The sequence below is a fragment of the Haloferula helveola genome, from assembly GCF_037076345.1.
In the GTDB taxonomy this organism is placed as follows: Bacteria; Verrucomicrobiota; Verrucomicrobiia; order Verrucomicrobiales; family Akkermansiaceae; genus Haloferula; species Haloferula helveola.
On record NZ_AP024702.1, the window covers coordinates 3,735,011 to 3,759,878 of the forward strand.

Sequence of the window (24,868 nt, forward strand, 5' to 3'; positions counted from 1 at the left end):
GCCGATAACCCCTACGTTTCCGTTCGATGAACTCCGAGAATTCCAACGCTTCTGAAGTCAGCCTTCATGCCGTCGACTACTGGCAGGTGGTCAAGAACCGCTACGGCATCATTCTCCTCACCTTCCTGTTGGTCTTCATGACGGCTCTGGTGATCACCTACGTGATGCCGAAGAAGTATGAGTCTTCCGCCACAATTCAGGTGCGGCCGAACATCGCTTCAGTCCAAGTGATTCCTGGAATGGTCTCACGGGATCCGACCGCAGGCAGCGCGACGTTCTTTCCCACGGAGTTTGAGGTCATCAAGTCGCAGAAGACCTTGGATATCGTCATTGATAAACTCGATCTCATCAATCACTGGGGCAGGGATCGGGAGAGCGTCCGAGGAACGCTCCAGGGAATTATCGGGGCGCAGAATATTCGGGGCACCGATCTGATTGAGATCCGTGTGAGAACTTCGAATTCGGCGGACGCGCGGATGATTGCGGATGCCGTCTCCGACGCCTACCGGGAACGTCGGACCGAACTGGAAAATGCCCGCTCCGATCAAGCGATGTCGGAGCTCCGGGAGGCGGTGCGCTCCCAAGAGGATCTTGTGGAAGAGAAGCGAAAGGTGCTCACCCAGCTGATTCGAAATGAGAAGGTGATTTACACGCGTGGCGGCAATGGGAACGAGGGCTACACCGAGACGGATGAGGCGAGGGATGCAGCGATGCAATATGCCAAGCTGGAGTCTGAGCGGATCAAGCTTGAGAGTCAGATTGATACGCTGCTCCGCTATGACGGAGACCAGCTGATCACTTACGCCGCAGGGCTTCAGCTTCCCGAGAACATCATCCGTACGCTCCACCCGCAATGGCTTGATGCGAAGCGGCAACTGGCAGCACTTCAGTCGAGCGGTCTTGGTGAACGCCATCCGACGGTTCTTCAGCAGAAGAAGATGATCGAAGGTCTCGACAGCGATCTCGACAAAGGAGTCGTTGCGCTGCGTGAAACCCTTCGGGCACAGCTTGAGCTCACCAAGGAACAGGCGGAGCGGCTGAAAGTGAAGAAGGATGAGGAGGAAGAGGAGGCTATTACTGACGGTATTGCGAGGCACAGCTTCGATGATGCGAAGGCCGACTTTGAGACCGCCCAAGATTTGCTTGAGAAGCTGAAGGTGAAGTTGATCAGCGAAGAAATGCAGCGCCGCATCTCCGAGGATCCGGTGATCGTTCACGCAGATCCAGTTGAATCCCAGGCTCCCGTGAGCCCGAACGTGAAACTCAATCTCGCCCTCGGCGCGGTGGTCGGTTTGGTCTTCGGGGTGGGGATCGCCTTCTTCCTCGAGTATCTCGACACCTCCGTGAAGACCCTTGAGGATGTTGAGCGCTACCTCCAAGTGCCGGTGCTGGCGGTGATTCCGAAAGACGTCGGGATTCTCTACAAGCAGAGTGGCATGAGTCCCGACGCTGAAGCCTACCGGATCCTACGGACGAACATCGAGTTCAACCGGAAGAATCCGGAGGACAACGCGATCACGGTTGTTTCGGGTGGGGCAGGTGAGGGCAAGTCGACGACTTTGGTCAATCTTGCCTACATTTGTGCGCAGGGTGGCTACACGACTCTGATGATCGACGCCGACCTTCGTCGGCCAAGACTCCATACATTCTTCGACATCAACAACTCGGTCGGGCTTACCAACTACCTGACAACCGACCTGATGCTGGAGGACGTGATTCTTCAGACTCCTGTGGACAACCTCTATTTCATGCCTTCGGGCATTCTTCCGGCCGATGCGGCGGGCATCCTCAACTCTCGGCGGATGTCCGAGTTGATCCAGGATGTGAAGCAGCGCTTTGACCTGGTGCTGATCGACTCCCCGCCGATTCTCGGCGTGAGTGATGCTTCGGTTCTCGCTAGTGAAGTTGACCTGACCATGGTTGTTGTGCAGCACCGCAAGCTTCCGCGAAACATGTTGATGCGGGTGAAAGCGGCTGTGGAGAACGTCGGAGGGCACGTCATCGGGGTGGTCCTCAATAATGTGGATGTCCGGAGTGACAGCCAGTACCAGTATTACACGAGCTACTACACCTACTACGCGCCGACCGACAGCCATGCGCCGGCAGCTTCGGCTCCGAAGAAGCAGGATGCTGCAAGAGCTCCGGAGTCTGCACCATCGTCACCGTCAGGAGAGGACCTCTATTGACATACAGGACTTACAGGACGAATTTGAATTTTATGAAGACGATCATTGTTCTTGCGATGCTGGTGGCTTCGGTGCTGCCGGTGCTCCGCGCACAATCGACCATTGAGGCCGGCCGCGCGATCGAGATCCGGATCCAAGGTGTGCCCAGCGAGGAGATGCAGCGGGTCAACAACACCTATCCCGTGTCGGAGGGTGGCTACATCCGAATGCCTTTCATTGGGAACGTCCGGGCCGCGGGAATGAGCCCGAACACTCTGGCGACAAGCATCGAGTCACGCTACAAGTCAGCACAAATCTATACGAATCCCACGGTTCAGGTCTTCGCCTCGAGTGACGAAACGATGGCACAATACATCGTTACCGTCGGTGGGCAGGTGCGCCGACCGGGCCCCGTGAACTATACTCGGGGTCTCAAGCTTTACGATGCAGTCCAAGCGGCAGGCGGCGCGACCGAGTTCGGTAGCATGTATCGAGTGAAGCTGATTCGGAATGGAAAGTTGGTTCAGTATGACCTGACCGAGACCAAGTCGAAGACCGTCGAAGTCAAACCCAATGACACGATCGAAGTGCCTCAGAAGAATCTCTTCGGGCGCTGAGTTCGCACTCCGGGAGCAATGCGATCGCGATATCAAGTCCGGCTTCTCTTCTGGGTCGGTCTTTTGGGTGCGGGGGTCTTATGGCTCCCGTTGACCGCAAGAGGTGGGGAAGAGCCTCCCGAGAACCTCGTCCAGCAGCTCGCATCGGAGCGTTATCCGGACCGGGTTGCCGCACAGGGCAAGTTGGCGGAGTGGTCGAAGGAGAACGGGAAAGAGAGCTGGGATTGGCTCACCCGAGTGGCCACTGAGGGCGATAACCCGGAGGTCAGAGACAGGGTGCTGGTGGTGCTGAAAGCTCTTGTTCTGGGCGAACTCGAGCAGTCGAGACCGGGATTTGTCGGAATCACGATGTCTTCCGTCAAAGTCGGTGGTGAGGCCGACGATGGGATCGGAGTGCAGGTTTTGGCGGTCAGCAAGAATTCCCCTGCCGATAAGGCTGGGCTCAAAGCCGGTGATGTGGTCGTAAGCTTGGAAGGCAAGACGTGGAAGACCGAGAATGCACAGGATGAGTTCGCAGGGCGGGTTGGTGCTTTGAAACCCGGCACCGAGGTGAATCTCGGTATTTTGCGCGGTGGCGAGAGGTTGGATATCGACCTCACGCTAGCGGCCCGACCGTGGTCCGCGGGTGAGTATGGCGACCTTCAGAGACGAAATTTCGATCCGTTTGCCCCCGGGGGCCTGATGCCCACCGAGCGCCAGGCGAGGGAACGGGTATTCCGGGAATGGCTGGATGAGCGCTTGGGGCGCTAGGCGAGTTGGTGTTGAAAAATCGGCGGATTCTTTGGAGAATTCTGCTCGTACCGCCGAAGAGATTAGCGTTCGACTTTCGTGACCGGTGTGCGACGCTCTCGTCCTTGAAAGTCGATAATATGTGTATGAGACGCATCCGTTTTCGTTCGACCGTTGCCGGAGTCGCCCTTCTCGCGGGTAGTCAGGTTGCTTGTGCCCAGCAGGCAGATTTCAACCAAGTTGGGTGCCAGATGGCGATCATGCTGCAAAACAGTCACTTTGATCGTTCGAAGCAGCCATTTCGGGATCTGAGCGACGAGTTCCTTGCCAGCTATCTCAGGGATCTCGACTACGGCCGCGTCTACTTCACGCGCCAGGATGTTGATCGTTTCGAGGAGTTGTACGGTGACAAACTGTCGGATATGCTCCTGAAGAAGGACTGCATGCGGGCAGCGACCGACATCTACCAAACATTTGTCGAACGGGTCGAAGCCAGGGTTGCCGAGGCGAATCGGGTTCTTGACAGTGGTGAGTTCGATTTTTCGAAGGACGAGACCGTGATGAGGACTCGTAAGGAGGCCGCATGGCCGAAGGATGAGGCGGAGGCAATGTCGATCTGGAGAAAGCAGATCAAGGAGGTTCTGCTGTCAGAAACTCTGCGGCGGGAGATGGTCGCGAAACTCGCGAAAGAGCAGCACAAGGAGGAGCTTTTTGCCGACGAGAGGGATCCGAAGGAAAAGATCAAGCTTCGGTACGAGCGCTTCCTCCGGAGCGTGAAGGATGTGGATGAGGAGGATATCGCGTCCTACTTCCTCAGTGCCGTCGCCAAGACTTTTGACCCCCACACCGACTACCTGAGCTTCAAGCAGATGGAGCGCTTCCGGGACGGAATGCGTAACCAGCTTGTCGGCATCGGCGCACTGCTCCAGGCAGAGGAGGACGGAGCGACGAAGATCATGGGGATCGTGCTCAACGGTCCCGCGGACAAAGCCGGAGAGCTTCAGCTGAACGATCGCATTGTCGCGGTCGACCCGTTGAATTCCGGGCGCCCGGAGGACATGGTCGACATCATGTTCATGAAGATCGACAAGGTCGTGGATCTGATCCGGGGCAAGGAGGGCGACGAAGTCCGGCTCAAGGTGGAACCGGCGGGCGGACTTCCCGGAGAAACGAAGATGATCGTGATCAAGAGGGCCAAGGTGGAACTCAAGGATGAACAGGCTGCTGCGGAGATCATCGAGCGCAAGGGATCCGACGGAGAGGTCCAACGCCTGGGGGTGATCACGTTGCCTTCGTTCTATGCCGATTTCGAAGGAGGCGAGACCCGTTGCTCGGTGGACGTCGAGAAGCTGCTGGAACGCCTCATGCGGGACAAGATCGACGGTCTGATTCTTGACCTCCGCAACAACGGTGGAGGGGCACTCGAAGAGGTTCGGCGAATGACCGGCTTCTTCACCAAGCGACAGCCGGTGGTGCAGGTGAAGAATACCTTGGGTCAGGTTCAAGTGAAAGAGTCGGAATACAAGCGACCGATTTATGACGGACCGATGGTGGTGCTGACCGACAAGAGCAGCGCCTCGGCGAGCGAGATTCTCGCAGGTGCTCTCCAAGATGGGAATCGTGCGGTGATCGTGGGAGAGTCCTCAAGCTTTGGAAAGGGCACGGTCCAGCAGCCAATGGATATCGGCCGTCAGATGCCATTCTTTGCGGCACGCAACCGTGCCGGAACGCTCAAAGTTACGATTCAGAAATTCTACCGACCGTCGGGATCCTCGACGCAGAATTTGGGAGTCGTTCCTGACATCATTTTGCCGAGCCTTACCGACGCTCTCGAGATCGGGGAGAGCTACCTCGATCATGCGCTCGACCATGATATCATCCGACCTGCTCCTGGCTTCGATCCGCTGCAGCGCAAGAATCTGTTTCTTGCCCGTCTTAAGGAGCTCAGCAGCGAGAGAGTGAGTTCCTCGAAGGACTTCTCCTACATCATTGAAGACGTGGCCAAGGAGCGCAATCGGCGCCGCGAGAATGCCGTCTCCCTGAACATCGAAGAGCGTCGTGAGGAGCTCAGGCAAGCCGACAAACTCCAGCATGAGCGGAATGCCGAACGTAGGAAGCGCTTCGCCGAGGTTGCGAAGCAGGACAAGGAGAGCACGAAGTTCTACCGACTTTCGCTCGATGATGTGGATGACGACGTCGAGCTGAAGGCCGTCGATCCGACGCAGGATGCGGATGACTACATGCGCAGGGCCAAGAATAAGACCGAAGAGCTTGATACCACTCCCGAGTGGCCGAGCCGTCTTGATCCCTTCAAGCGCGAAGCTCTCGGGATCCTTGGTGACCTCGTTGACGTGACGCGAGACGCCCGGATGGCCGGCATGTTGAAATCCACCGATATCCGTTGAGTTCCACGATTGCCGAGCGCCTCGTGTCCATTCGATCGCGAATGGATGAGGCGTGCACGACAGCTTCGAGAAGCCCGGATGAAGTGAGGCTGCTTGCAGTGTCGAAGACCTTTCCGGCTGATGCGGTCCTTGAGGCTTGGCAGGCCGGCCAAGTCGATTTCGGAGAAAGTCGCCAACAGGAAGGCTCCGCCAAAGTCGCGGAGCTTCCCGAGGGGATCCGGTGGCACTTCATCGGGGGGCTCCAGCGCAATAAAGTCAGGAAGGTGCTGCAGGACTTTGATGTCCTTCACAGTGTCGACTCATTGAAGCTCGCTTCTCACATTGACCGGATCGCTGGAGAACTTCAGCTGAAGCCGGAGGTGTATCTGGAAGTGAATCTTGCGGGAGAGGCGAGCAAGGGAGGATTTGGGCCGGAAGAATTGTCCGGCGTCCTCCAGCAGCTCGTTGAGATGGAGAACCTCAGTGTCAACGGGTTGATGGCCATTCCCCCGGCAGTCGGCCAAGCTGAGGATGCGAGACCTTGGTTCCGTCTTGCTCGCGAGCTTCGAGACCGCCTCGAGGACGGGCAAGGGGTGAGTCTGCCGGGTCTCAGCATGGGCATGAGCGGAGATTTCGAAGTCGCGATCGAGGAAGGAGCGACCATCGTGAGGGTTGGCTCATCGATTTTCGGAGATCGGGAGGTGTCGGCATGAGCATCCAACTGTTACAGAGTGCGATCGTCGGGGACGAACTGGCTCTCGCGTTCAGCGACGGCACGGAGTGCTACCTTTCCCTGACCTTGTTGCGACGTGCCTGTCCCTGCGCGGCGTGTCAGGGCGAACCCGATGCGCTCGGGCGCGTTTTGCGCCCGGAGGTCCAGATCGGCAGTGGAGGCTTTCGTTTGCTGCGCTACGCACCGGTAGGTGGCTACGCGCTACAGCTATTCTGGGCCGATGGCCACTCCACCGGGATCTACAGCTTCGACTATCTCAGGCGGCTAGACGCCGCTCAGTCCTCGTAGTAGCCGTCGTCATCGGCCGGGCTGCGGGTTTCTTCGGGCTGTTCCCGCGGCAGTACTTCGGTGACCAGTCGGTCGATTCCCTCCTGCGCCATTGAGCTGGCAGGGTAAATGGATCTCGCCTTGAGGTACCAAGAGAGCGCGGAGCCGATTTGCCGATCTCTTCTCTCTTCGAGTGATCTCGCTTCGTTGAGGGCTTTCGTGAAATCGGCAACATCCGGAGCCAGTTGCTCCAGTTCCCGTCCGAGCTTCGGGTCATCCGGGAACTCCTCGCGAAGCTTCGCCAGTTGCTCCCATGCCGCATAGTCCTGCCCCATCTTGCTGAATTCGGAGGCCTTTGCGAGCGCACCATCGATCCGATAAATGTTGGTGATGATCTGCTTGAAGGCATCCTCACGGCGGGAGTCGCCTTGAATCGCAGGTGCGATCTCATACTGCCGCTTCAGAATCTCGCGGTAGTTGTTCTCGCTCAACAGGCGGTCGAAGTCATTCCGTGCCTGGACGAGGGCGCCGCTCTGATTCACGAGTTGATCGAATTCAGCGAGTTTCGGGTTCTGCGGCCAAACCTCCATCGCCTTCTGGATCTCGGAAGCCGCCTTCTCGTTGTCGCCCGTGGAAGCCGCGAGCTTGGCCGAGTCGATGTGCATGTTGCTGACCCTGGTGTAGGTCGCGATCGCCGCCTCCGCCTTGGTGGCGTCGAAGTCGCCGGCGGTTTCTTTGAGGCTCTCGACCAACTCGGCAGCGGCGTCGTAATCCTTCGCATCGAGGGCTGCGATCAGCTTGTAGGACTCTCGCACGTAGAGAAGGACCCGGCGCTTTTCTTCCCGCGGGAGTGTCTGGATCGACGGCATGAACTCGCCGACCATGTAAGCCTCGCTGAGGCGTTTCGCGGCACTTTCAAGTTCACCCCGTTCCGAGAGGAACTTGAAGGCATCGACTCCTTTGTCGATATCCCGGATCGCTTCGCTTGCCAGCGAGTCGAGGGCGGCAACGGTCGGGCTCGTGCCGAAAGTCTCGCTGATCATCTTCGAAACGTCCGACTTCTTGTCGATGTGCAACTGGTTGTCCCCGTCCGTGAAGATCTGGTGGTAGAAGCGCGCAGCCATCATGACGTGTTGGAAGCGGCGCTGGACGAAGAACTGGATCATCAGGGCCTGGTACTGGATCTTGGCCTGAACCAGTTGAATCTCGTTCTTGGCGGTATTGGTCTTCTTGAGTGCCTCGATCTCGGCGATGCGACGCAATGCATCCTGGTACTCGAGGGACTGCACGCCAGCGCCGGGATTCTGAGCCGGCCGGCTGGCGTTTCCGGGCTGGTTGCCACCACCACCTCGGCCGCCGCCGCCTCCGCCCCCGGCAGGGGCGGTCTGGTTGAGCGAAGGATCGTGCTCATGCCGAGCCTTCCAATCGGAGCTGTCGATGAGGCGCTGCTTCTCGTCCTCCATCGCGGTGTTCAGCGTCCTGGTCTTGTTGACGTCTTTCTTGGCGAGGACAGCCGCGTAAATGGCTTGGGAAAGCGAGTCACAGAGCTTCGCATCGCCGGGGAAGCCCGAGGCGCGCGGAAGCAGTCGAACAGCAGCGGAGAAGTCCGGACCACCGGGGTGGTGGGGTGAGACGTACTCGAGAATCTGCTCAATGGTCTCGCGATACTCGAGCGCAGCGTCGGAGTCGTCAGCCGGCTCGTTGAGGTAGCGCTCGAAACGAGCGGCCAACAGCCGGTTGTCCGTGGCCGACCAAGTATGGCCGTTCCACGACACCAGTTCGCTCGAGGGGTCGAGGAAGGGAAGTTCGTTGCCGAAGACCGGTTTGCTGTTCTTCTCTTGGGGTTGCCTCTGGATCACCGTGTCGCCGCCCGAGTTGTTCGACGAAGGCTGGCTGTCGCCAGGAGGCGGAGTGTAAACCTGAGCCGCTGCAACGGCTGTGGACATGAGCAGGATTCGAAGCGGAGCGGGTCTCATGATGGTGACGGGATGTGGGCCTCAGCGGCGCGTTATTTCCTCGGCGACGGCGATGCCACCTTGGCGGAAGCGGATGCGGAACGCGTAGTTCTGCTCCCGTTCGATGTTGATGTTGGAAAGTGCGGGAGGAATTTCGATAGGGAGGAAGTCGGCACGGTCACCGTCCGCGACCTTCAGGGAAATGACCTGGCCAAGGTCGGCGTCCCAATCGAGTTGGTCGTCGATCTTGCCCTCCACCACGTATTCGTTACCGCGCAGCGAGTTGGCGTTCTCGATCGCGGATCTCATGTTCAGCTGGGTTCCGTCGAGTTCCTTTCCGGTTTTCTGACTGAACAGCATCTTGCCGCCGAAAAAGGCGGCCGCAACGAGCACGATAACGCCGATGATGACGCTGGGGTTGATTCCTGAACTGGCGCGGCGGGGCATGGGATTAAGAGCTAAGCGTTACTGTCTCAGAGGTTTGTCGGGAATCAAGACCGCAGGTGTCAGTCCCATTGGTGACGGCGCGAGCCGATCCATGCCGCCAAGAGACCGACTCCGATGTGGAGGAGCAGGACGTAAAGGCAGGCGGTATGGGCGGTCAAAGACGTGTCGATCACCGATTTGACGGCATTCAGAACCTTTGATTCAAGGGCATCGACGCTACCGGACCATGCCCAGTAGGCGGAAATGAAGGGACGGGTGAAGCGTTCGATGTGCTCCGGCAGGGCGAGAACCGCGCCGGAGAGGGGCAATTGGAAGCCGACGAGGTAGATGGACAGCAGGGAAGCCTGCTCCGCAGTGCGCATGACGGCCGAGATCCCGAGGCAGATCGCGGTCATCGCGCCGTTGACGAGAAGCAGAAACATCAGGTGCTCGGGGAACTCACCCCGGAAGTTGCTGAAGAAGTTCACGAAGACTCCCATCCACACCGACTGGGCGATGACGAGGCAGGCGAGAAAGATCACCTTGCTGGAAAGGTAAGCCATCGGCCGCAAGCCGCCGAATTTCTCCTTCTCGAAAATCGGACGTTCACCGGCGATTTCCCGGGCGGAGTTATTGGAGCCCATGAGGGAGAGGAGGATCACCTGGAACATGATGACTCCACTCACTGCGGATCCGACCTTGCCCTGGCTTTCCTGGACCGCGATGGCCTCGCGGAATTCGACCAGCTGACTCTCCTGTTTCGAGTCGGAGAGACTCATGATCGGTTCGTTGGCCTTGTCGGCGAACAACGTGACCAGCACCGGGAAGCAGAGCAAGATGGCCAGCTGCAGTAAAACCTGTCCCCGATCCCGGAAGAAAATCCTCCAGCGCCGGGAAAGCAGGGTCGAGAGCTGCGCGAAGAAGCCGGGAGTCTCGACCGAGTGTGCTTCCCGTTCCTCATCCGAATCCTCGGCAGCAACTTCCGGAACGTGCAGGGTGCCCGCGGCGATCGCTCTTTCTCGGCTGCGTTCCAATTTTCCGTAGTAGGCTTCCTGATGCTTGAGCCAGGAGCTCTGCCAGCGGTCGCTCGGTTGGGTGGCGAGCTTGGGATACACCTCCTCGGTATCTCCCACCGAGAAGTAGTGGGTGACCTGTTCGGGCGGCCCATGAAAAGCGACCCGGCCTTCGTGGAGTACCAGAATCGAGTCGTAAAGCTCGAGGTGGGCGAGCGAGTGGGTGACCGAGAGCACGATGCGGCCATCACGTCGGGAGAGATCGTGAAGCAGTCGGACAATTTCGCGTTCCGAGCGCGGATCGAGGCCGCTGGTCACCTCGTCGCAGAGGAGCAGCTTGGGATCGGAGACCAGCTCCATCGCGAGCCCAAGTCGACGTTTTTGGCCCCCGGAGAGGACCTTCACGGGGCGGTCGGCGATCGCTGTGAGGCCCGTTTCTTCGAGGACCCTGTCGATGCGGCGATCCAGATCCTCGGAATCATCCGTACGGACGCGCAGCCGGGTGGAAGCTTCGATGGACTCATCGACCGTCAGCGGATCGTAGGCGATGGAGAACTGTGGAACGTAGCCGATCTCCGAGGCCTCGAGATCCCCGTCTTCCGACAAGTTCCGGCCCTCCCAGAATAGGGCGCCCTCGGACTCCGGATTGAGGCCCGCGATCGTCTTCAGAAGGGTGGTTTTGCCGCATCCTGACGGCCCGACGATGGCCATGAAGTGTCCGCGCGGGATCTTGAGAGTGGCGCGATCGACGAGATTCACGCTCTCGCCGTCCTTTTGAATGGTGAAGCAGACGTCTTGGAGTTCGAGCACGGTAAGGCTGGGCTTTCGCTAGAAAAGGGACGGATCTTTCGGACGGCGAGCAAGAAACCTCCGGAAACTCCCCAAGTTGCCCTGAATTCGGGTCATTCCGAAGGCCTCGAACGTTGCATCCTGCGAGGCAAGGTGCGATCTGCGCCAACTTGGGGCGGTCAGAATGTCCCGCTGAGGCAGTCTGACCCGGATGGCAATGGCCTTGAAATCCACCATTTCAACAGAAGTCACTGAGAATCAGTGAACCCTTCGGGAATCGCCCAGTTGGGCACAGGCATTGCTAGCCTGTATGTGACACCAAAAGGAATCTTTCGAATACAATGTGATCACAAAATTGATCGCAGAAAATGGGAACAAAATTCCTGCTCCAGACGTTTAACCAATAAGGAGGAAACTCTTTTAACCCAATAACCGCCCCTTCGGGGCACCCGTAATTATGGCACTCGACTATGACTCCAACCTCAAAGTCTACTTGCGCGAGATTTCGCAGACGCCGCTCCTGACCCCTGAGGAAGAGGTCAAACTGGCGCGGAAAATCAAGAAGGGCGACAAGGAGGCCCGCACTCAAATGATCAATGCGAACCTGCGCTTGGTCGTGAAGATCGCTCAGGACTACTCCGGCTACGGATTGCCGCTGTCCGATCTCATTTCTGAAGGAAACATCGGCCTGATGAAGGCCGTCGAACGCTTCGATCCTAAAAAAGGAGGAAAACTGTCAACTTACGCTGCTTGGTGGATCAAGCAGTCGATCAAGCGGGCTCTTGCCAACCAGAGCAAGACGATCCGTCTCCCCGTTCACATGGTCGACAAGATCGCGAAAATGCGTCGGATCTCGACCATGCTCGCCGAAGTCTTGGGCCGCGAGCCGACTGACGAGGAACTCTCCGAGGAAATCGGCCTGCCTCGCCGGAAGCTGGCGATGCTCAAGCAAGCCGCCCAGCGGCCGACGTCCTTGGACGCTCCGATCAATGACGGTGAGGCGACCCAGTATGGGGAGATCATCGGCGACGATCGGGCAGAGGACCCGCTGGAGGCGCTTGCCGACAAGAATCTCCACGGGGAACTCGACGATCTTCTTGCAGTGCTCGACAAGCGGGAGCGCCGCATCATTGACGAGCGCTTCGGGCTCGGAGGGCGCAAGCCGATGACACTCGAAGAGGTTGGACGGGAGTTCGGCGTCACCCGCGAGCGGATTCGGCAGTTGCAGAACGTCGCGCTGACGAAGATGCGGAAGGCCCTGCGCCGGAAGGAAAAGCCACTGCCGAAGCCGGTCGAAGGCTTGGCGGCCACCTGATTTCGCCGAGACCTTCGGCTGTCATCAGTTTCATGTCGACGGGCTGCGGGGGTGTGCCGCAGCCCGTTTCTTATTCCTTACCCTCGACGACCGCCCGGGAAACCACGGCCAGAGCGTGGTCATCCGGGGTGGTAAACGAGCGCTCCAAGCCTGAGGACGGCACCCGCACCAGCCAGGCCGAGCCCCCGTTGTCGCGGTTCACGAAGGCCATGCCGCCATGCTCGAGCACGTCGATGCGTGCCAACTTGCCTTGGGGGCTGACCCAGAAGAGTTCGACGATTTCGTGGAGTGCGTTGGCGACCACCACGGTGTGGGGTTCGCCGTGGTCCTTTTCATTGGGGGTGGTGCCGATCTCTCCCGGTGGCAGCCATTTGACCGGCGAGCGGCCTGAGACCTGACAGAGTGCCACGAGGTCACTGTCCGACAGGGATGCGCGGTTCCATGCCTTACGGAACTGGAGCGGCGTCCAGTCGAAGGCCTTGCTGAAGGACCTGATGAATTGTTCGCGGCTGTTGAAGCCCGAGGCCCGCGCGACCTCCATCACGGACTGTCCGGTACGCATCAGGAGGGAGCGGGCGAGGGTCAGGCGGTGCATCGTCAGATGCTCGGCAAAACCAGCGCCGGTGGTCTCCTTGAGGATCCGGATTAGCTGGCGAGGGCTTTTGTCGAATCGTTTCGCGGCGTCGCCGAGTTTGACCGAGTTCTGCAGATTCGGCCGCAGCCACTCGTGGAGTTGCGTGACCAATTGGTCCTTCTTCGGCGACCGCTTGCCGCCGCGGTCCGGAGCGGCTGCCGCTTGGGCGGCGTCGTAGGTCAGCGTGATCATCCGGATCGCGCAGCCGACCACCTTCAGTTCGTGGTGCCACTCCGCGTCGCGGGCGGGGTGCGATGCCTGTGCCTCGCTGATCAGCTCGACGATCTGCTGGTAGGTCGCGGGCTCGATGGCGCCGATGACCTGAGGCTCGCGGCCCGGGATATGAACCCGGATGGTGCCCTTGCCGGCCTCGATGACGAGCATCCGGGCGATTCCGGGGGAGAGCTGGCGGGGGCCGTCACTGATGAAAGAAACTCCAACTCTCGGGCCCCGGATTTCCCAGCGATAGCAGAATGCGGGAGCATCAACGTGGATCGCGGCGTCTCCCGACGACTCCGTCGGTTTTTCGATTTCCCAACTGCGGGAGTCAGCCCATTCCGGGCCGGCGAGGTTGAGAATTTCCAAAAGTTGATCGTCGGATCCGGAGTAGGAGGACATGGCGGTCGAAAGGGGGAAGGGCGCATCCAAGCAAGTGCGCCTGAATGGTGGCAATCCTCCGCTTCGACATGAAGCTCATTTTTTCGCCGCCGAAACCCCAAGAGGATGGCGGAAAGGCGGAATCTCCCCGGCCGCCCGTATCAGTCTTCCTCTGTTTTCTCGGCCGAACCGTTGCCGGTGGCGGAACCCATGCCGATGCCGGGGATGACCTTGCGGACGAGTTTCCGCAGGCCGTTTTCGCCGGCCTCGATCTCGGTTTCGGCCTGTCTCACGGCCTTTTCCCACGCGGGAGCGAAGCCCGGCGCCTGCTCGCGCATTTGCCGGACGGCTGCCTCCATCACCTGGTACTGGCGGATTTCCGCGCGTCCCGGCTTGGACTGGGCGGTGGCCAAAGAGACCCGCAGGTTCTCGTTGTGCTCGCGAAGCCGGTCCAGTTCGTCCTGAAGGCTCTGGTTGCCTTGGGCGTTGATCTTGAGCTGGGTGTTGAGGTGAGACTGCAACTCGCGGAGTTCGTTCTCAAGCCGGCGGACATCGCGGGACAGCCTCATCTTGTTCGAGAGTCCTGCCTTCCACGTGAGAACCATCAGGGTCAGGCCGATCGCCAGACCCCAGACAAAGGGCATCTTGATGATGTCGATGAGAGTTTCCATAGGGTCAGTTGTCGTCGTCGCCTTCGACAGTGGCCATCGGCTTCGCGAGACGTTCGATGACGTCCTCAGTGATGTCCTGAGGATTCTTCGAGTAAAGTACGAAGGGAGAGCCCGTGTTGGTTTTGCCGGTCGAATCGAGAACCCAGTCGTAGCCCTTGCTTTGTCCGACCTCGGCGGCCGCCTTCTGGATCTCCGAAAGGATCTCCTTCATCCGTGCGACCAGCTGGGTGTTGATCTCCTTGGTCCGCTTTTCCCGGAATGCTTCGTACTCCCGTTGCAGGGTGAGTGCCTCCTGTCGCTTGAGGGCGAAGTTCTGCTCGATGTCCTGGCGCAGGCTGGCGTCGGGAGAATCCGCATGCTTGGCCATTTGTTGCTGGAGGGCTTCCAATTCCTTCAGCGCGTTGCGATACGCGGTGAGGCGGGCATCGGCGTAGATGGCCTTGCGCTGCGAATCGATCTCCGCATTCAGGACCTTGGTGGAATCAAGCGAGCGGTAGACTTCGCCAATTTGCACCATGGCGACTTTCGTTTCCCCCCAAGTGATTCCGACCAGAGCCAGCCAAGCGATGAGGATGGTCCGTCGAAACATTTGCTAGATTGTGTACCCGAGTCCGCTGGCTGTCGAGAGCGCCCATGCCTCCCTTTGGCGAGGAATTGCTGGGCAGACGGGCAAGACCGGGGTGCTAGGCTCGCCCCGGATGTCGAAAAGCAACGAGTCGGTGATCGTGGTCGGAGGCGGAATTATCGGCCTTTGCAGCGCCTATTACGCGCTGAAGTCGGGCCTGCCGGTGACCGTGCTCGAGCGGGAGCCCGCCGGCGGCGACAACTGCTCGCTCGGCAATGCGGGGATGGTGGTGCCCAGCCATTTCATCCCGCTCGCCGCCCCCGGCATGATTGCCAAGGGCCTGCGCTGGATGTTCGACCGCGAGAGTCCATTCTACGTCCGCCCGCGGCTCAGTCCCGAACTCGCACGATGGGGTTGGCTGTTCTACCGGCACTCGACCGAGCGTCACGTCGCGGCGAGCAGTGAGGTTCTCCGCGATCTCAATCTGGAAAGCCGCCGTTTGTTTCACGAACTTGCCGAGGACGGTGACTTCGGGCTGGTGAGCAAGGGTTTGCTGATGCTCTGCGAAACGGAGAAGGGGCTCGAGGGTGAGGCGGAAGTGGCGCGGCAGGCGGTCGAACTCGGGGTCGAAGCCAGGGTCGTCGATCCTGCGGAAGCCGCCCGGCTCGATCCGGACATCGACATGTCGATCGCCGGAGCGGTGCACTTCGCCCAGGACTGCCACCTCGAGCCAGAGCGTCTGATGGCGCTGCTGCGGAAGCGCGTGATCGAACTTGGAGGAACCATCGAGATTGGAGTCGAGGTGGAGCGTCTGGAAACGAATGGCGACCGGGTTGTGGCGGCTGTGTCGCAAGGCCGACGCTTCGAAGGTGGCAACTTCGTGATCACCGGCGGTTCGTGGACCGGCCAACTCCTTCGCCAGCTCGGGACCAAGCTTCCTCTGCAGGCGGGCAAGGGGTATTCGCTGACCCTTCCCGACCCGCCCCAGCTTCCGAGGCTTTGCTCGATCTTCACCGAAGCGAAGGTCGCCATCACGCCGATGGGCGGATCACTCCGATTTGCCGGAACGATGGAAGTCGGCGGCTTGGATCTGTCGGTCGATGAGGCCCGCGTGCGAGGCATCGTGAAGTCGGTGCGACGCTACTTTCCCAAGTTTTCCGAGGCCGACTTCGAGGGTGTCCGTCCGTGGGCCGGGCTGCGACCGGTTTCGCCGGATGGCGTCCCGTATCTCGGCAAGGTCGACGGCTTCGACAACACCGTGGCCGCGACCGGACACGCGATGATGGGGCTGAGCCTCGGACCGGTGAGTGGGCGCCTGGTGGCGGATCTGCTGACCGGTCGCGAGCCTTTCCGGCCGATCGATGGGCTGGCTCTCGGGCGTTTCGGCTGATCCGTTCAGGAGCCTTCCATGCGCTTGCGGTAGGCCAGCGGACTGACGCCCACGGCCTGCTTGAACTGGCGCGAGAATGCCGATTGGTCGGAGTAGCCGCAGGCGAGGGCGATCTGCGCGACCGGCTCCTTGGTCGACGCGAGTTGCTCGCAGGCGGCATCGATGCGCACCTTCACGAGATACTGGCCGGCGGTCAGGTGGAAGAGTGAGCGGATCCGCTGGTCGAACTGATAGACTGAAAGTCCGGCCATTTCCGCGAGCTGCGGCAGCCGTAGCGGCTCGTCGTAGTGGCGGTGGATGAAGTCGACCGTCTTCGACAGCGCATCGTAGTTCTTGGCCTTGTCGGCGGGGGCGGCGAGATCGCGCGAGCAGCCGCAGATGCCGATGATCGTGCCGTCCTTGCCGCGGATTGGTTCCTTGTAAGTCAGGCACCAGCCACTGCGGCCGCCGGGATAGAGGTGCATCTCGAGGCGGTCATGGAAGCCGACACCGGTCGCGAGGATCTCCTTGTCCTGCTCGAGAAAGGCTTCCGCCAGCGGCTCGGGATAGAGTTCGCGAGCGGTGTGCCCGATTGCCGCGAACTTGTCGGGGAGGCCGCAGCGCGAGGCGAAGGTCTCGTTCACCGCGACATAGCGGAAGTTGCGATCCTTCACGAAAATGAGGATATCCGAGATGTTGTCGAAAAGGTCGGCGATCGGCAGCAGTCCATCGATGGACTCGCCGAACCGTTTGCGGAAGATGGCGGCGGCTTTCTGCAGATGCATGGCGGCTGAACCCGTTCTCTAGACACATTCCGGGGCCGCCGCTAGCGCTTTTCACAATACCCGGGTGATATGACAGAAGGACTTCGCTTCAATGAAAGTCATCGATTCCCATACCGGCGGCGAACCGACCCGCATCATCGTTGAGGGTGGCCCCGATCTGGGCAGCGGACCGATCGCGGATCGGGCCCGCCGTTTCCGCGAGGAGCATGATCACATCCGCAGCGCCGTGTGCAACGAACCCCGCGGGCACGACGCGATGGTGGGCGGGATGCTGTGCGAGGCCCACGAGCCCGGCTGCGAGTGCGGGATCTTCTACTTCAACAACGTGACCACCTTGCACATGTGCATTCACGGAACGATCGGCCTGATCGCAACGCTGGCGCACATGGGACGGATCGGCCCGGGAAGGCACGGTATCGACACTCCGGTCGGGGTGGTGCACGCGGATCTCGACGAGACCGGCAAGGTCACCGTCGCGAACGTGCCAAGCTATCGCTATCGTGCCGGGGTGCCTGTCGAGGTCCCCGGCTGGGGCGAGGTGAAGGGCGACATCGCCTGGGGTGGGAATTGGTTTTTCCTGATCGAGGGTTTCGGTCCGGATGTCGAAGTGGCGAATCTCCACCGACTGACCGACTTCTCGCGGGCGGTCCGCCGCGCTCTGGCCGCGGGTGGAATCACCGGTGAGGACGGCGGTGAGATCGACCATGTCGAGGTCTTCGGGCCTCCGGGAAATCCGGCAGAAGCCGATGGACGGAATTTCGTCCTCTGTCCGGGCGATGCCTACGACCGCTCGCCATGTGGCACCGGAACGAGTGCCAAGCTCGCCTGCCTGGCCGCCGCAAATAAGCTGGCGCCGGGCGAGATCTGGCGTCAGGCGAGTATCCTCGACACGGTCTTCGAAGGCAGTTACGAGGCCCTTGACGGCGGGCGCATCCTGCCTCGAGTGAGCGGACGGGCATGGGTCACCGGTCAGTCCATTTACCACTTCCAGCCCGACGATCCGTTCCAATACGGCATTCCCACCATCCAAGCATCCTGACCACGAGCTAGACCATGAGCACCCAACTTCTCGGAACTTCCATCATCGGCTTCACCCGCAGCACCGGCACCGAATCGTCGGGTCAGGCGGTCAATCCTGCCAGCGGTCAGAAACTCGATCCCGTGTATGTCGCGCCGACGCTTGACGAGGTCGACCAAGCGATCGCCCTCGCCGGTCAGGCATTTCCCGAATACTCGACATTGCCGGCCGCCAAGCGGGCTGAGTTCCTGCGGAAGATCGCCGACGAGATCGACGCGGTCGTGGATGATATCGCCGAGCGTGGACCGCTGGAGACCGGCCTTCCGGAGCCCCGGATGCGGGGTGAGACCGCCCGCACGACCGGCCAGCTCCGCCTGTTCGCGTCGCTGATCGAGGAAGGCTCGTGGGTCGATGCCCGCATCGAATTCGCCCAACCGGATCGCCAGCCGCTGCCCAAGCCGGATTTGCGCTCGATGCTGCGTCCGCTCGGCCCGGTGGCGGTGTTTTGCGCCAGTAACTTCCCGCTCGCGTTCTCGGTGGCCGGTGGCGACACCGCCGCGGCCCTCGCCGCCGGTTGCCCGGTGCTGGTCAAGGCGCACTCGTCCCACCCCGGCGTGGCGGAAATCGTCGGCAACTGCGTGCTGCGCGCCGCTCAGGCGACCGGCATGCCCGAAGGTGTTTTTTCCCTGCTGTATGGCAGTGGCCGCGAGGTCGGCATGGCACTGGTGAAGGATCCGGTCGTGCAGGCCGTCGGATTCACCGGTTCGCGTTCCGGTGGGCTCGCCCTGATGGAGGCCGCCGCCAACCGGCCCCAACCGATTCCGGTCTACGCGGAGATGAGCAGCGTCAATCCGGTAGTGCTCCTGCCGGGCGCGGTCGAGGAGCGCGGTGAGGCTTTGGCGGAAGGGCTCTTCGGATCGCTCACACTGGGTGCCGGGCAGTTCTGCACCAACCCCGGCCTGATCTTCCTCCCCGACGGATGCGGCGACGCGTTCCTCGCCAAGCTGCGCGAGCTGGTCGAGACCGCGCCGTCGGCGGTGATGCTCAATCACGGCATCTGCCAGGCATTCAAGGAAGCGACCGCGGACTTCGCCGACACCCCGGGCGTGACGACGGTTGCCCACGCGTTCACCAAACAGGTGGAGGAGCGTGCGGTGCCGGTCGTTTTCACCGTCAATGTCCGTCGCTTCCTCGAGGATGCGGAGCTTCACGGAGAGATGTTCGGCCCGGGCACCCTGATCGTCCGCGGCAGTCTCGAGGAAATCGAGGCGACGATCCCGGAACTCGAAGGGCAGCTCACGGCGACCGTGCACGGCACCGACGACGAGTTGGCCTCCAGCGCGTCGCTGATCTCCGCTCTGGAGCGTCGTGCGGGACGTTTGATCATCAACGGTTTCCCGACCGGTGTGGAAGTCTGCCACTCGATGGTTCACGGCGGTCCCTTCCCGGCGACGTCCGATGGTCGTAGTACTTCGGTCGGGACGATGGCGATCAACCGTTTCTGCCGCCCGGTCTCCTGGCAGGGCTTCCCGCAGGGCCTCCTTCCGGAAGAGCTCCGCGACGGTAATCCGCTCGGCATTTCCCGGATGGAGGACGGGAAGCGGGTGTGAGCTAGGCTTGCCGAGGAAGGGTTGACCTTTAATGGCGGAGCTCGACCGACTGCTCGAGGAGTTGGAGCAAACGTTCCTCTCAGCGAAGGTGAGCGATGGCTTCTTCGTGGAGGAATTGAATGCTCTGTCTTCCTATCTTTATTCTGAGTCAGAGAAGAGGCAGGCTTGGGACTGGCTCCATAGGAATCTGGATCGCGTAAAATCACCTCGGCGGAGGGAGGGATTGTGCATTGCGGTCTTCGAGTGTGCGGTAGAGGACCCGGAGGCTTACGAGTGGCGCTACATGCTTTCGAAGCTCTTGAAGCATCCTTCTCGATATTGGGTGCTGGTTAGGTCTTATCGGGACACTCCCGACTTGCTGCTGCGTGACGTCCAGGAGCTGGGAACTCGGCATTAGGCGTGAAGACTTTAGGATCTGTTCACGAATTGCGTGCGATGATGAATGCCGCTACCAGATAGACCGCAGAGAAAAAGGTCTGAGAAAGCTTGTCGTAGCGCGTGGCAATGCGTCGGAAGTGTTTGATCTTGTTGAAGAACCGTTCGACCCGGTTTCGGCGGCGGTAGCGATTCCGGTCATACCGGATGACGCCTGCCCTTGAGTTGATCGGCGGGATCACCGCTTCAATGCCCTCGAAGTTCAGGCGCTCGCGGATGCGATTGGCGTCGTAACCCTTGTCGAGCATGGCTGCTTCCAGAACGTTCTCCGGCTGGAGGCTTTCGAAGAGTGTCTCGAACTGCCTGCCATCATGGGCCTGGCCAGGGGTAAGATGCAGCGCCACGCTACAGTTCTCATCAATGGTTGCTGCGTGAATCTTGGTGCTCAATCCCCCTCGAGAGCGTCCGAGAGCCTGATCGGAAGAGTTTTTTTTGGCGCTCCGGCCGCATGCTGATGAGCTCGGACTGTGGTGGAGTCCATCATCAGTTCACGAGCTCCGGCAAAGTGCCCGCCTTGCATTTCCTGCCAAAGGCGCTTCCACACACCACGCTCCTGCCACCGCCGGAAACGCATGTAGACGGCATGCCAATAGCCCAGTTCAGGAGGTAGATCGCGCCACGGGCAACCTGTCCGGTTCAGATAAAGAACCGCCTCCATGAATTCGCGATCACTCATGGCCGGTGGAGCTCCCGCACGCGAATGCTTCGCCTTGGTCAGAGCACTTTCAATCTGCTCCCAAATCTCGTCGGTGATCATGCTTCGAGGATGTCCAGCTGGCATCCGAAGCTTGAAACAAACGCTTCAGGAAAAGTACAGATTTAATTCGTGAACAGATCCTAGTGGACCGCGAGCTTTAGCTCGCCCCATTGGCCGGGCTTCCGATACTCCGGGGCGAGCTGAAGCTCGCGGTCCGATAGGGCGGCCGGATAAGACTCAGTGTCTCCGGATCTTGCCGGAGGCGGTGAGAGGGAGTGATTCGACCACGGTGATCCGCATCGGGGTTTTGTAGGCCGAAAGGTGGGCCTTGCAGTGCTTTTGCAGGGCCACTGCCTTCGGTGGATCGGCGGGATCGGTCGGAATGATCTCCGCAACGGGGATCTGCCCCATGTGGGGGTGCTCAAGACCGAGCACCCGGCTTTGCCGGACGTCCGGGTGAACGTTGAGCACGGCCTCAATCTCTTCGGGGAAGACCTTCATGCCGGCGACGTTGATGACGGACTTGGTCCGGCCGACGAGCGTCAGGTCGCCATCGCTGTCGCGGACGACCAGGTCGCCGCTTGCAAAGAACCCGTCTTCAAGAGGCTCGGGATCCCACGGCACCAGATAGGCATCGAGAAGACCGGGGCCACGCACGTGAAATTCTCCCGGGTGACCGTCGGCGACCGGGGTGCCGTCTTCGTCCCGAAGCTCAATCTCGTAGGCGGGAAGCGGCCTGCCGAGAGCTCCGGGTTTGGCGGATGCGGCATCGAGGTTCAGAACGGACAACCCGACTTCGATGATCCCCAATCCCTGGACCAGCGGCTTTCCGAATCGCTGCTCGAACGAACGGCCGGTGGTCTCAGGGAGCTTGGCGGCCGTCGCGACCGCGAGGCGGAGGCTCGGCCAACCGAAGTCCCCCGGATCGGCCGCGAGTTGGGCGAAGTGGAAGGGCGAGCCGTAAATCACCGTGGCGGAGTGCTTTTCGGCACAGGCGAGAATGTCCTCACGGGTGGGGGAATGCTCCAGCAAGGTCAGCGCCCCGGCGTGGAGATAAAGCACGATGGAGACGGCAAAGTGGTGGGCCATCGGGAGCATCCACAGGACGCGGTCCCCGGGGCCGATCCGCATTCCTTCGTTGGCGGCGGTGATACGGGCGAGCAGGCTTTCATGGGACAGCACCACGCCCTTGCTCGTTCCAGTCGTGCCGGACGAGAAGCGGATGAAGGCCGGGTTCAGCGACTGGAATGCTAGCTCGGGAAACGAGGGCGGATGATCACAGGTGGTGATCTCATAGCCGTCCGTTTCCGAATGGGTCAGAACCAAATCAAGTGCTGTGGTGCGGGTAATCTCATCGCGTTCATCGGCGGTGAGTTCCTCGGCGAGCGGCACGAGGCAGCCGTCCCCGAGCAGGATTCCCATCGCGAGCTGGATGTAGTCGAGGCCATTCGGGCAATGCAGTCCGACGCGGGGTTTGCGCCCGAGCGGGGCCGCTGCCTCACGGACCGCGTCGGCCACGGGCCGGGCCGTCTCGAAGAGCTCACCGTAGGTGACCGCCCGGTCGCCGGCGACGACGGCTGGGGCGTCGGCGGGGTGAAGTCGGGCGATCTCCTCGATCAGATTCATGATCCGTGGACCGGTTCGCAGGCCTGCGGTGGAGCCGTTGCTTCTGGCGTGGCGGCCTCGATCCCGAGGTCTTCAAGCAAGGTGCCCACCAGGAGGTCACGCTCATCGGGCGTCAGGGTGCCGTTGAGTGTCGAAATGGTGCAGCTCAGTTGCCCATCGAACTCCGAGAAGAAGATCCCGATGCCCGGCGGCGAGGAGACGGTGGGGACATGGTAGCCGTTCAGCAGGCGGCTTCCGAACAGTTCGGAAACGCCGGGAGCGAATTCGCCCGTATGGGAATGGAAGAGCGAGCAGATCTCGCCCTTGAGGTAGAAGGACGCCGGCTTGAGATAGAGGAAGGATGGGCATCGCTCCATCAGTTTCATGAGCGCCTCCATCGCAGCGGGAAGCTTGCGGCGCATGAAGTCGGCATATTTCCGGTAGAGGGCTTTCGATGCGGTGCCGAGGTTCCGGAGTTCGGCCGGCTCCATCAGGAGCGAGTAGGCGACCATGTGGTTCTGGAAAAGCGGGCGCTTCGCGGGGTTGGCGATGCGTTGGACGGGAAGGGACAGAAGGATAGGTGCCTCCTCGTCCGGATGCCTCCGGCAGATCACCGCGTGCACCGCCCTCGCCGCGCAGGATGCGAAATACGGGAGCATTAGTAGTTCACCCGCGGTTCCGGCCATCTTCGTCCGGATCCGTGCCGAGGTTTCCCTGTCGAAATTGAAGACTTCGAAACGGGGGTCGCTTGGCGAGCGGGTCTTGTCGTGTAGCGAACGGATAGGCCACGCCGGAAAAGTGCGCATCTCCTCGACCATCGGCTTGGCCTCGCTCCAGAGCCCGCCCGGTGAGCCTTCGGTCTTCGAAGTTTCGCCCCAGTCCTCTCGGCGGTCGGTCGACAGGTTGTCCAGCTCGGAGATCAGCTTGTTAATGCCGATGGCGTCGAACAGTGCATGAGGCCAGACAAGGATCAGCCTCCAACTGTCGGGGCCATACTGAAGCGCGACGAGCTCGAGGTTCGGGCCGTCTTTGAGGATGTCGATTTTCGACGCCTCGATGAAAGTCCGGGCGTCCCGGGCCGGATCGCTACTTTCGTCCCGGTCACTCGTTTCCAAGGGACAGGGAAGGGGGTCGCCGGGGATCCAACGGGCGATGAAGTCCTTGCCGCGGGTGATCCGGGCATTGAGCAGGGGGTGGCGTTTGGCCAGCGCGTCGGCTGCCGCGCGAAGGCTTGCCGGATCCATCCGGCCCTCGAGTTCCAGAATGGTGGCGGAGAGATGGTGCCACTGCCCGCTGCGCCGCTTCTTCGACTCAAGAGCGAGAAGAAAGCCGTCGCTGGTGGTGGCGGGAATCAAAGTGGAATAACGGGTGGGGCTTCAGGCCTGTTTCGACCGGACCAGGGCGGCGATGCGGGTCGCGGTTTGGAAGTTGTCGCGGGAGAGGTCGACCGGGTCGATGGCGGTTCCGAAGCGGTCTTCGATCGAAAGCAGGAGCTGCATGATGCCCATGGAATCGAGGCCGATCTCGAAGAGGTCGGTCTCCGGAGTGATCTCGCCGTCGTGATCGAGGAGGTCATCGCGCAGGATCTGGATCAGTTCGTCTTCCATGGGCTGGGGAAATCAAAGATGGCGGGTGGCCGATTGGCCAGAGTCGAACCCGCGATCGTAGCAAAGGGGAGCGAGTTTGCCGCTCAACAGACCGGGAAAGGGAGTCGTGGTATCGAGTTCGATGAGTCGTTTGCCGTGCATTTCGCATCGCTCGACGCGCAAGCGGTGGAGTTCGTTGCAGGCGGTGTGGTGGGCGGTTCCGATCGAGTTCGCGACGGTTTCCCAGCCGACATTCGGTCCGCTTCCCGACTCGTGGCGGATCCGGTGGATCAAGATCGTGTCGATCTCCGGATCCTCGATCAGGTGTTCGAAGGGGAGCTCACAGGCGATGCCGCCATCGAGATACCGGCGCTCGCCGATTTGCTGGACCGTGAAGAGTCCTGGCACGGCGCACGAAGCCATGACGGATTCCGCGACGGGTCCTTGACGGAGGATTTCGGCGCGCGAGCCGACGACGTCGGTGACCGCGATGTCCAAGGGCAGCTCCGACAGATCCGTTTCACCGAGGAGATCCCGCAGGTGGGCGACCGTGCGTTTTCCATGGAAAACCCCGGTGGCCCAGAAGGAGGTCAGCACTCCCGGCAGCCTCCACAGGCCGCCGACATCGGTGAACGACCACCGCAGGCGGCCGGAGGTCGCCTCCCGTTTGAGCTCCTCACCCCGCAGGCCGCCGCTGAACAGGGCTCCTGCCAAGGCGCCCGCCGAGGAACCGGCGATCCTCGCGGGTTCGAGGCCCGCGGCCATCAGCCCGTTGAGGAAGCCGGCGTGGGCGTAGACTCCGAGAAACGACGAGCCGAGGACCACGGCGGTGCGGCCGGGAGAAGCGGGCGGGTTGGAGGGTTCGGACGTCAAGGGCGTGGCGGAGTCTCAAGTTTCAAGTTT

At 60.8% G+C, this 24,868-nt stretch carries 21 protein-coding genes and 1 pseudogene; 10 read left to right on the forward strand and 12 right to left on the reverse strand.

The window, feature by feature from the left end:
• The first annotated feature begins 26 nt into the window (after positions 1-26).
• The 6 genes from HAHE_RS14015 (at position 27) to HAHE_RS14040 (ending at position 6,916) form a co-directional block, all read left to right on the forward strand.
• Complete coding sequence (locus tag HAHE_RS14015; RefSeq protein WP_338685283.1) at positions 27-2,186, forward strand: GumC family protein; 2,160 nt, start codon at positions 27-29, stop codon at positions 2,184-2,186.
• 32 nt (positions 2,187-2,218) lie between these two features.
• Positions 2,219-2,782, forward strand: a complete 564-nt coding sequence (locus tag HAHE_RS14020) for a polysaccharide biosynthesis/export family protein (RefSeq protein WP_338685285.1) — start codon at positions 2,219-2,221, stop codon at positions 2,780-2,782.
• A gap of 18 nt (positions 2,783-2,800) precedes the next feature.
• Entirely contained in the window at positions 2,801-3,532 is a 732-nt protein-coding gene (locus HAHE_RS14025; protein ID WP_338685287.1) for a S1C family serine protease, read from the forward strand.
• A 230-nt stretch (positions 3,533-3,762) separates the two neighbouring features.
• On the forward strand, positions 3,763-5,916 hold the full coding sequence (locus tag HAHE_RS14030) for a carboxy terminal-processing peptidase (protein WP_338685289.1): 2,154 nt from the start codon (positions 3,763-3,765) through the stop codon (positions 5,914-5,916).
• The gene (locus HAHE_RS14035; protein WP_338685290.1) at positions 5,913-6,608 is read left to right on the forward strand and encodes a YggS family pyridoxal phosphate-dependent enzyme; all 696 of its coding nucleotides are present in this window, start codon (positions 5,913-5,915) and stop codon (positions 6,606-6,608) included. Before HAHE_RS14030 ends, HAHE_RS14035 begins: the two co-directional genes overlap by 4 nt.
• Positions 6,605-6,916: a DUF971 domain-containing protein gene (locus HAHE_RS14040; protein ID WP_338685292.1), complete on the forward strand. Its 312-nt coding sequence runs from the start codon at positions 6,605-6,607 to the stop codon at positions 6,914-6,916. Before HAHE_RS14035 ends, HAHE_RS14040 begins: the two co-directional genes overlap by 4 nt.
• On the opposite strand, the gene HAHE_RS14045 is transcribed toward HAHE_RS14040, so the two are convergent.
• From HAHE_RS14045 to HAHE_RS14055, 3 genes are read right to left on the reverse strand one after another with little or no spacing between them, the layout of a single operon-like run.
• Positions 6,904-8,871: a hypothetical protein gene (locus HAHE_RS14045; protein WP_338685294.1), complete on the reverse strand. Its 1,968-nt coding sequence runs from the start codon at positions 8,869-8,871 to the stop codon at positions 6,904-6,906. The two genes, HAHE_RS14040 and HAHE_RS14045, sit on opposite strands and share 13 nt — an antisense overlap.
• 21 nt (positions 8,872-8,892) lie before the next feature.
• Positions 8,893-9,297 (reverse strand): hypothetical protein, encoded by a 405-nt coding sequence (locus HAHE_RS14050; RefSeq protein WP_338685295.1) that lies wholly within the window; start codon positions 9,295-9,297, stop codon positions 8,893-8,895.
• Positions 9,298-9,356: 59 nt separating this feature from the next.
• Positions 9,357-11,099, reverse strand: coding sequence for an ATP-binding cassette domain-containing protein (locus tag HAHE_RS14055; RefSeq protein ID WP_338685297.1), 1,743 nt, complete (start codon positions 11,097-11,099; stop codon positions 9,357-9,359).
• A gap of 436 nt (positions 11,100-11,535) precedes the next feature.
• Here HAHE_RS14055 and HAHE_RS14060 point away from each other — a divergent pair, with 436 nt between their 5' ends.
• Positions 11,536-12,393: an RNA polymerase sigma factor RpoD/SigA gene (locus HAHE_RS14060; RefSeq protein ID WP_338685298.1), complete on the forward strand. Its 858-nt coding sequence runs from the start codon at positions 11,536-11,538 to the stop codon at positions 12,391-12,393.
• Positions 12,394-12,463: 70 nt separating this feature from the next.
• On the opposite strand, the gene HAHE_RS14065 is transcribed toward HAHE_RS14060, so the two are convergent.
• The 3 genes from HAHE_RS14065 to HAHE_RS14075 all read right to left on the reverse strand — a co-directional run bounded on the left by HAHE_RS14065 (position 12,464) and on the right by HAHE_RS14075 (position 14,884).
• Positions 12,464-13,645, reverse strand: a complete 1,182-nt coding sequence (locus tag HAHE_RS14065; protein WP_338685299.1) for an AraC family transcriptional regulator — start codon at positions 13,643-13,645, stop codon at positions 12,464-12,466.
• Positions 13,646-13,785: 140 nt separating this feature from the next.
• The gene (locus tag HAHE_RS14070; protein WP_338685300.1) at positions 13,786-14,295 is read right to left on the reverse strand and encodes a hypothetical protein; all 510 of its coding nucleotides are present in this window, start codon (positions 14,293-14,295) and stop codon (positions 13,786-13,788) included.
• 4 nt (positions 14,296-14,299) lie between these two features.
• Positions 14,300-14,884: an OmpH family outer membrane protein gene (locus HAHE_RS14075; protein ID WP_338685301.1), complete on the reverse strand. Its 585-nt coding sequence runs from the start codon at positions 14,882-14,884 to the stop codon at positions 14,300-14,302.
• A gap of 109 nt (positions 14,885-14,993) precedes the next feature.
• On the opposite strand from HAHE_RS14075, the gene HAHE_RS14080 reads away from it, so the two are divergent.
• Positions 14,994-16,250, forward strand: a complete 1,257-nt coding sequence (locus HAHE_RS14080) for an NAD(P)/FAD-dependent oxidoreductase (RefSeq protein ID WP_338685303.1) — start codon at positions 14,994-14,996, stop codon at positions 16,248-16,250.
• Positions 16,251-16,255: 5 nt separating this feature from the next.
• Here HAHE_RS14080 and HAHE_RS14085 read toward each other — a convergent pair whose 3' ends face one another.
• Positions 16,256-17,014, reverse strand: coding sequence for an AraC family transcriptional regulator (locus HAHE_RS14085; RefSeq protein WP_338685305.1), 759 nt, complete (start codon positions 17,012-17,014; stop codon positions 16,256-16,258).
• Between the two features lie 91 nt (positions 17,015-17,105).
• Here HAHE_RS14085 and HAHE_RS14090 point away from each other — a divergent pair, with 91 nt between their 5' ends.
• Positions 17,106-18,053: a proline racemase family protein gene (locus tag HAHE_RS14090; protein WP_338685307.1), complete on the forward strand. Its 948-nt coding sequence runs from the start codon at positions 17,106-17,108 to the stop codon at positions 18,051-18,053.
• 14 nt (positions 18,054-18,067) lie between these two features.
• A complete protein-coding gene (locus HAHE_RS14095) occupies positions 18,068-19,642 on the forward strand; it encodes an aldehyde dehydrogenase (NADP(+)) (RefSeq protein WP_338685309.1) in 1,575 nt (524 codons plus the stop codon).
• 422 nt (positions 19,643-20,064) lie between these two features.
• On the opposite strand, the pseudogene HAHE_RS21760 reads toward HAHE_RS14095, so the two are convergent.
• From HAHE_RS21760 to HAHE_RS14125, 5 genes and pseudogenes are all read right to left on the reverse strand, one after another.
• Positions 20,065-20,874 (reverse strand): annotated as a pseudogene (locus HAHE_RS21760) (IS5 family transposase); the annotation flags it as partial.
• Positions 20,875-21,011: 137 nt separating this feature from the next.
• Entirely contained in the window at positions 21,012-22,400 is a 1,389-nt protein-coding gene (locus HAHE_RS14110) for a class I adenylate-forming enzyme family protein (protein ID WP_338685311.1), read from the reverse strand.
• Positions 22,397-23,734: a hypothetical protein gene (locus HAHE_RS14115; protein ID WP_338685313.1), complete on the reverse strand. Its 1,338-nt coding sequence runs from the start codon at positions 23,732-23,734 to the stop codon at positions 22,397-22,399. Before HAHE_RS14115 ends, HAHE_RS14110 begins: the two co-directional genes overlap by 4 nt.
• A gap of 21 nt (positions 23,735-23,755) precedes the next feature.
• Positions 23,756-23,986, reverse strand: coding sequence for an acyl carrier protein (locus tag HAHE_RS14120; protein ID WP_338685315.1), 231 nt, complete (start codon positions 23,984-23,986; stop codon positions 23,756-23,758).
• A 12-nt stretch (positions 23,987-23,998) separates the two neighbouring features.
• Entirely contained in the window at positions 23,999-24,838 is an 840-nt protein-coding gene (locus tag HAHE_RS14125) for a patatin-like phospholipase family protein (RefSeq protein ID WP_338685317.1), read from the reverse strand.
• Between the last annotated feature and the right edge of the window lie 30 nt (positions 24,839-24,868).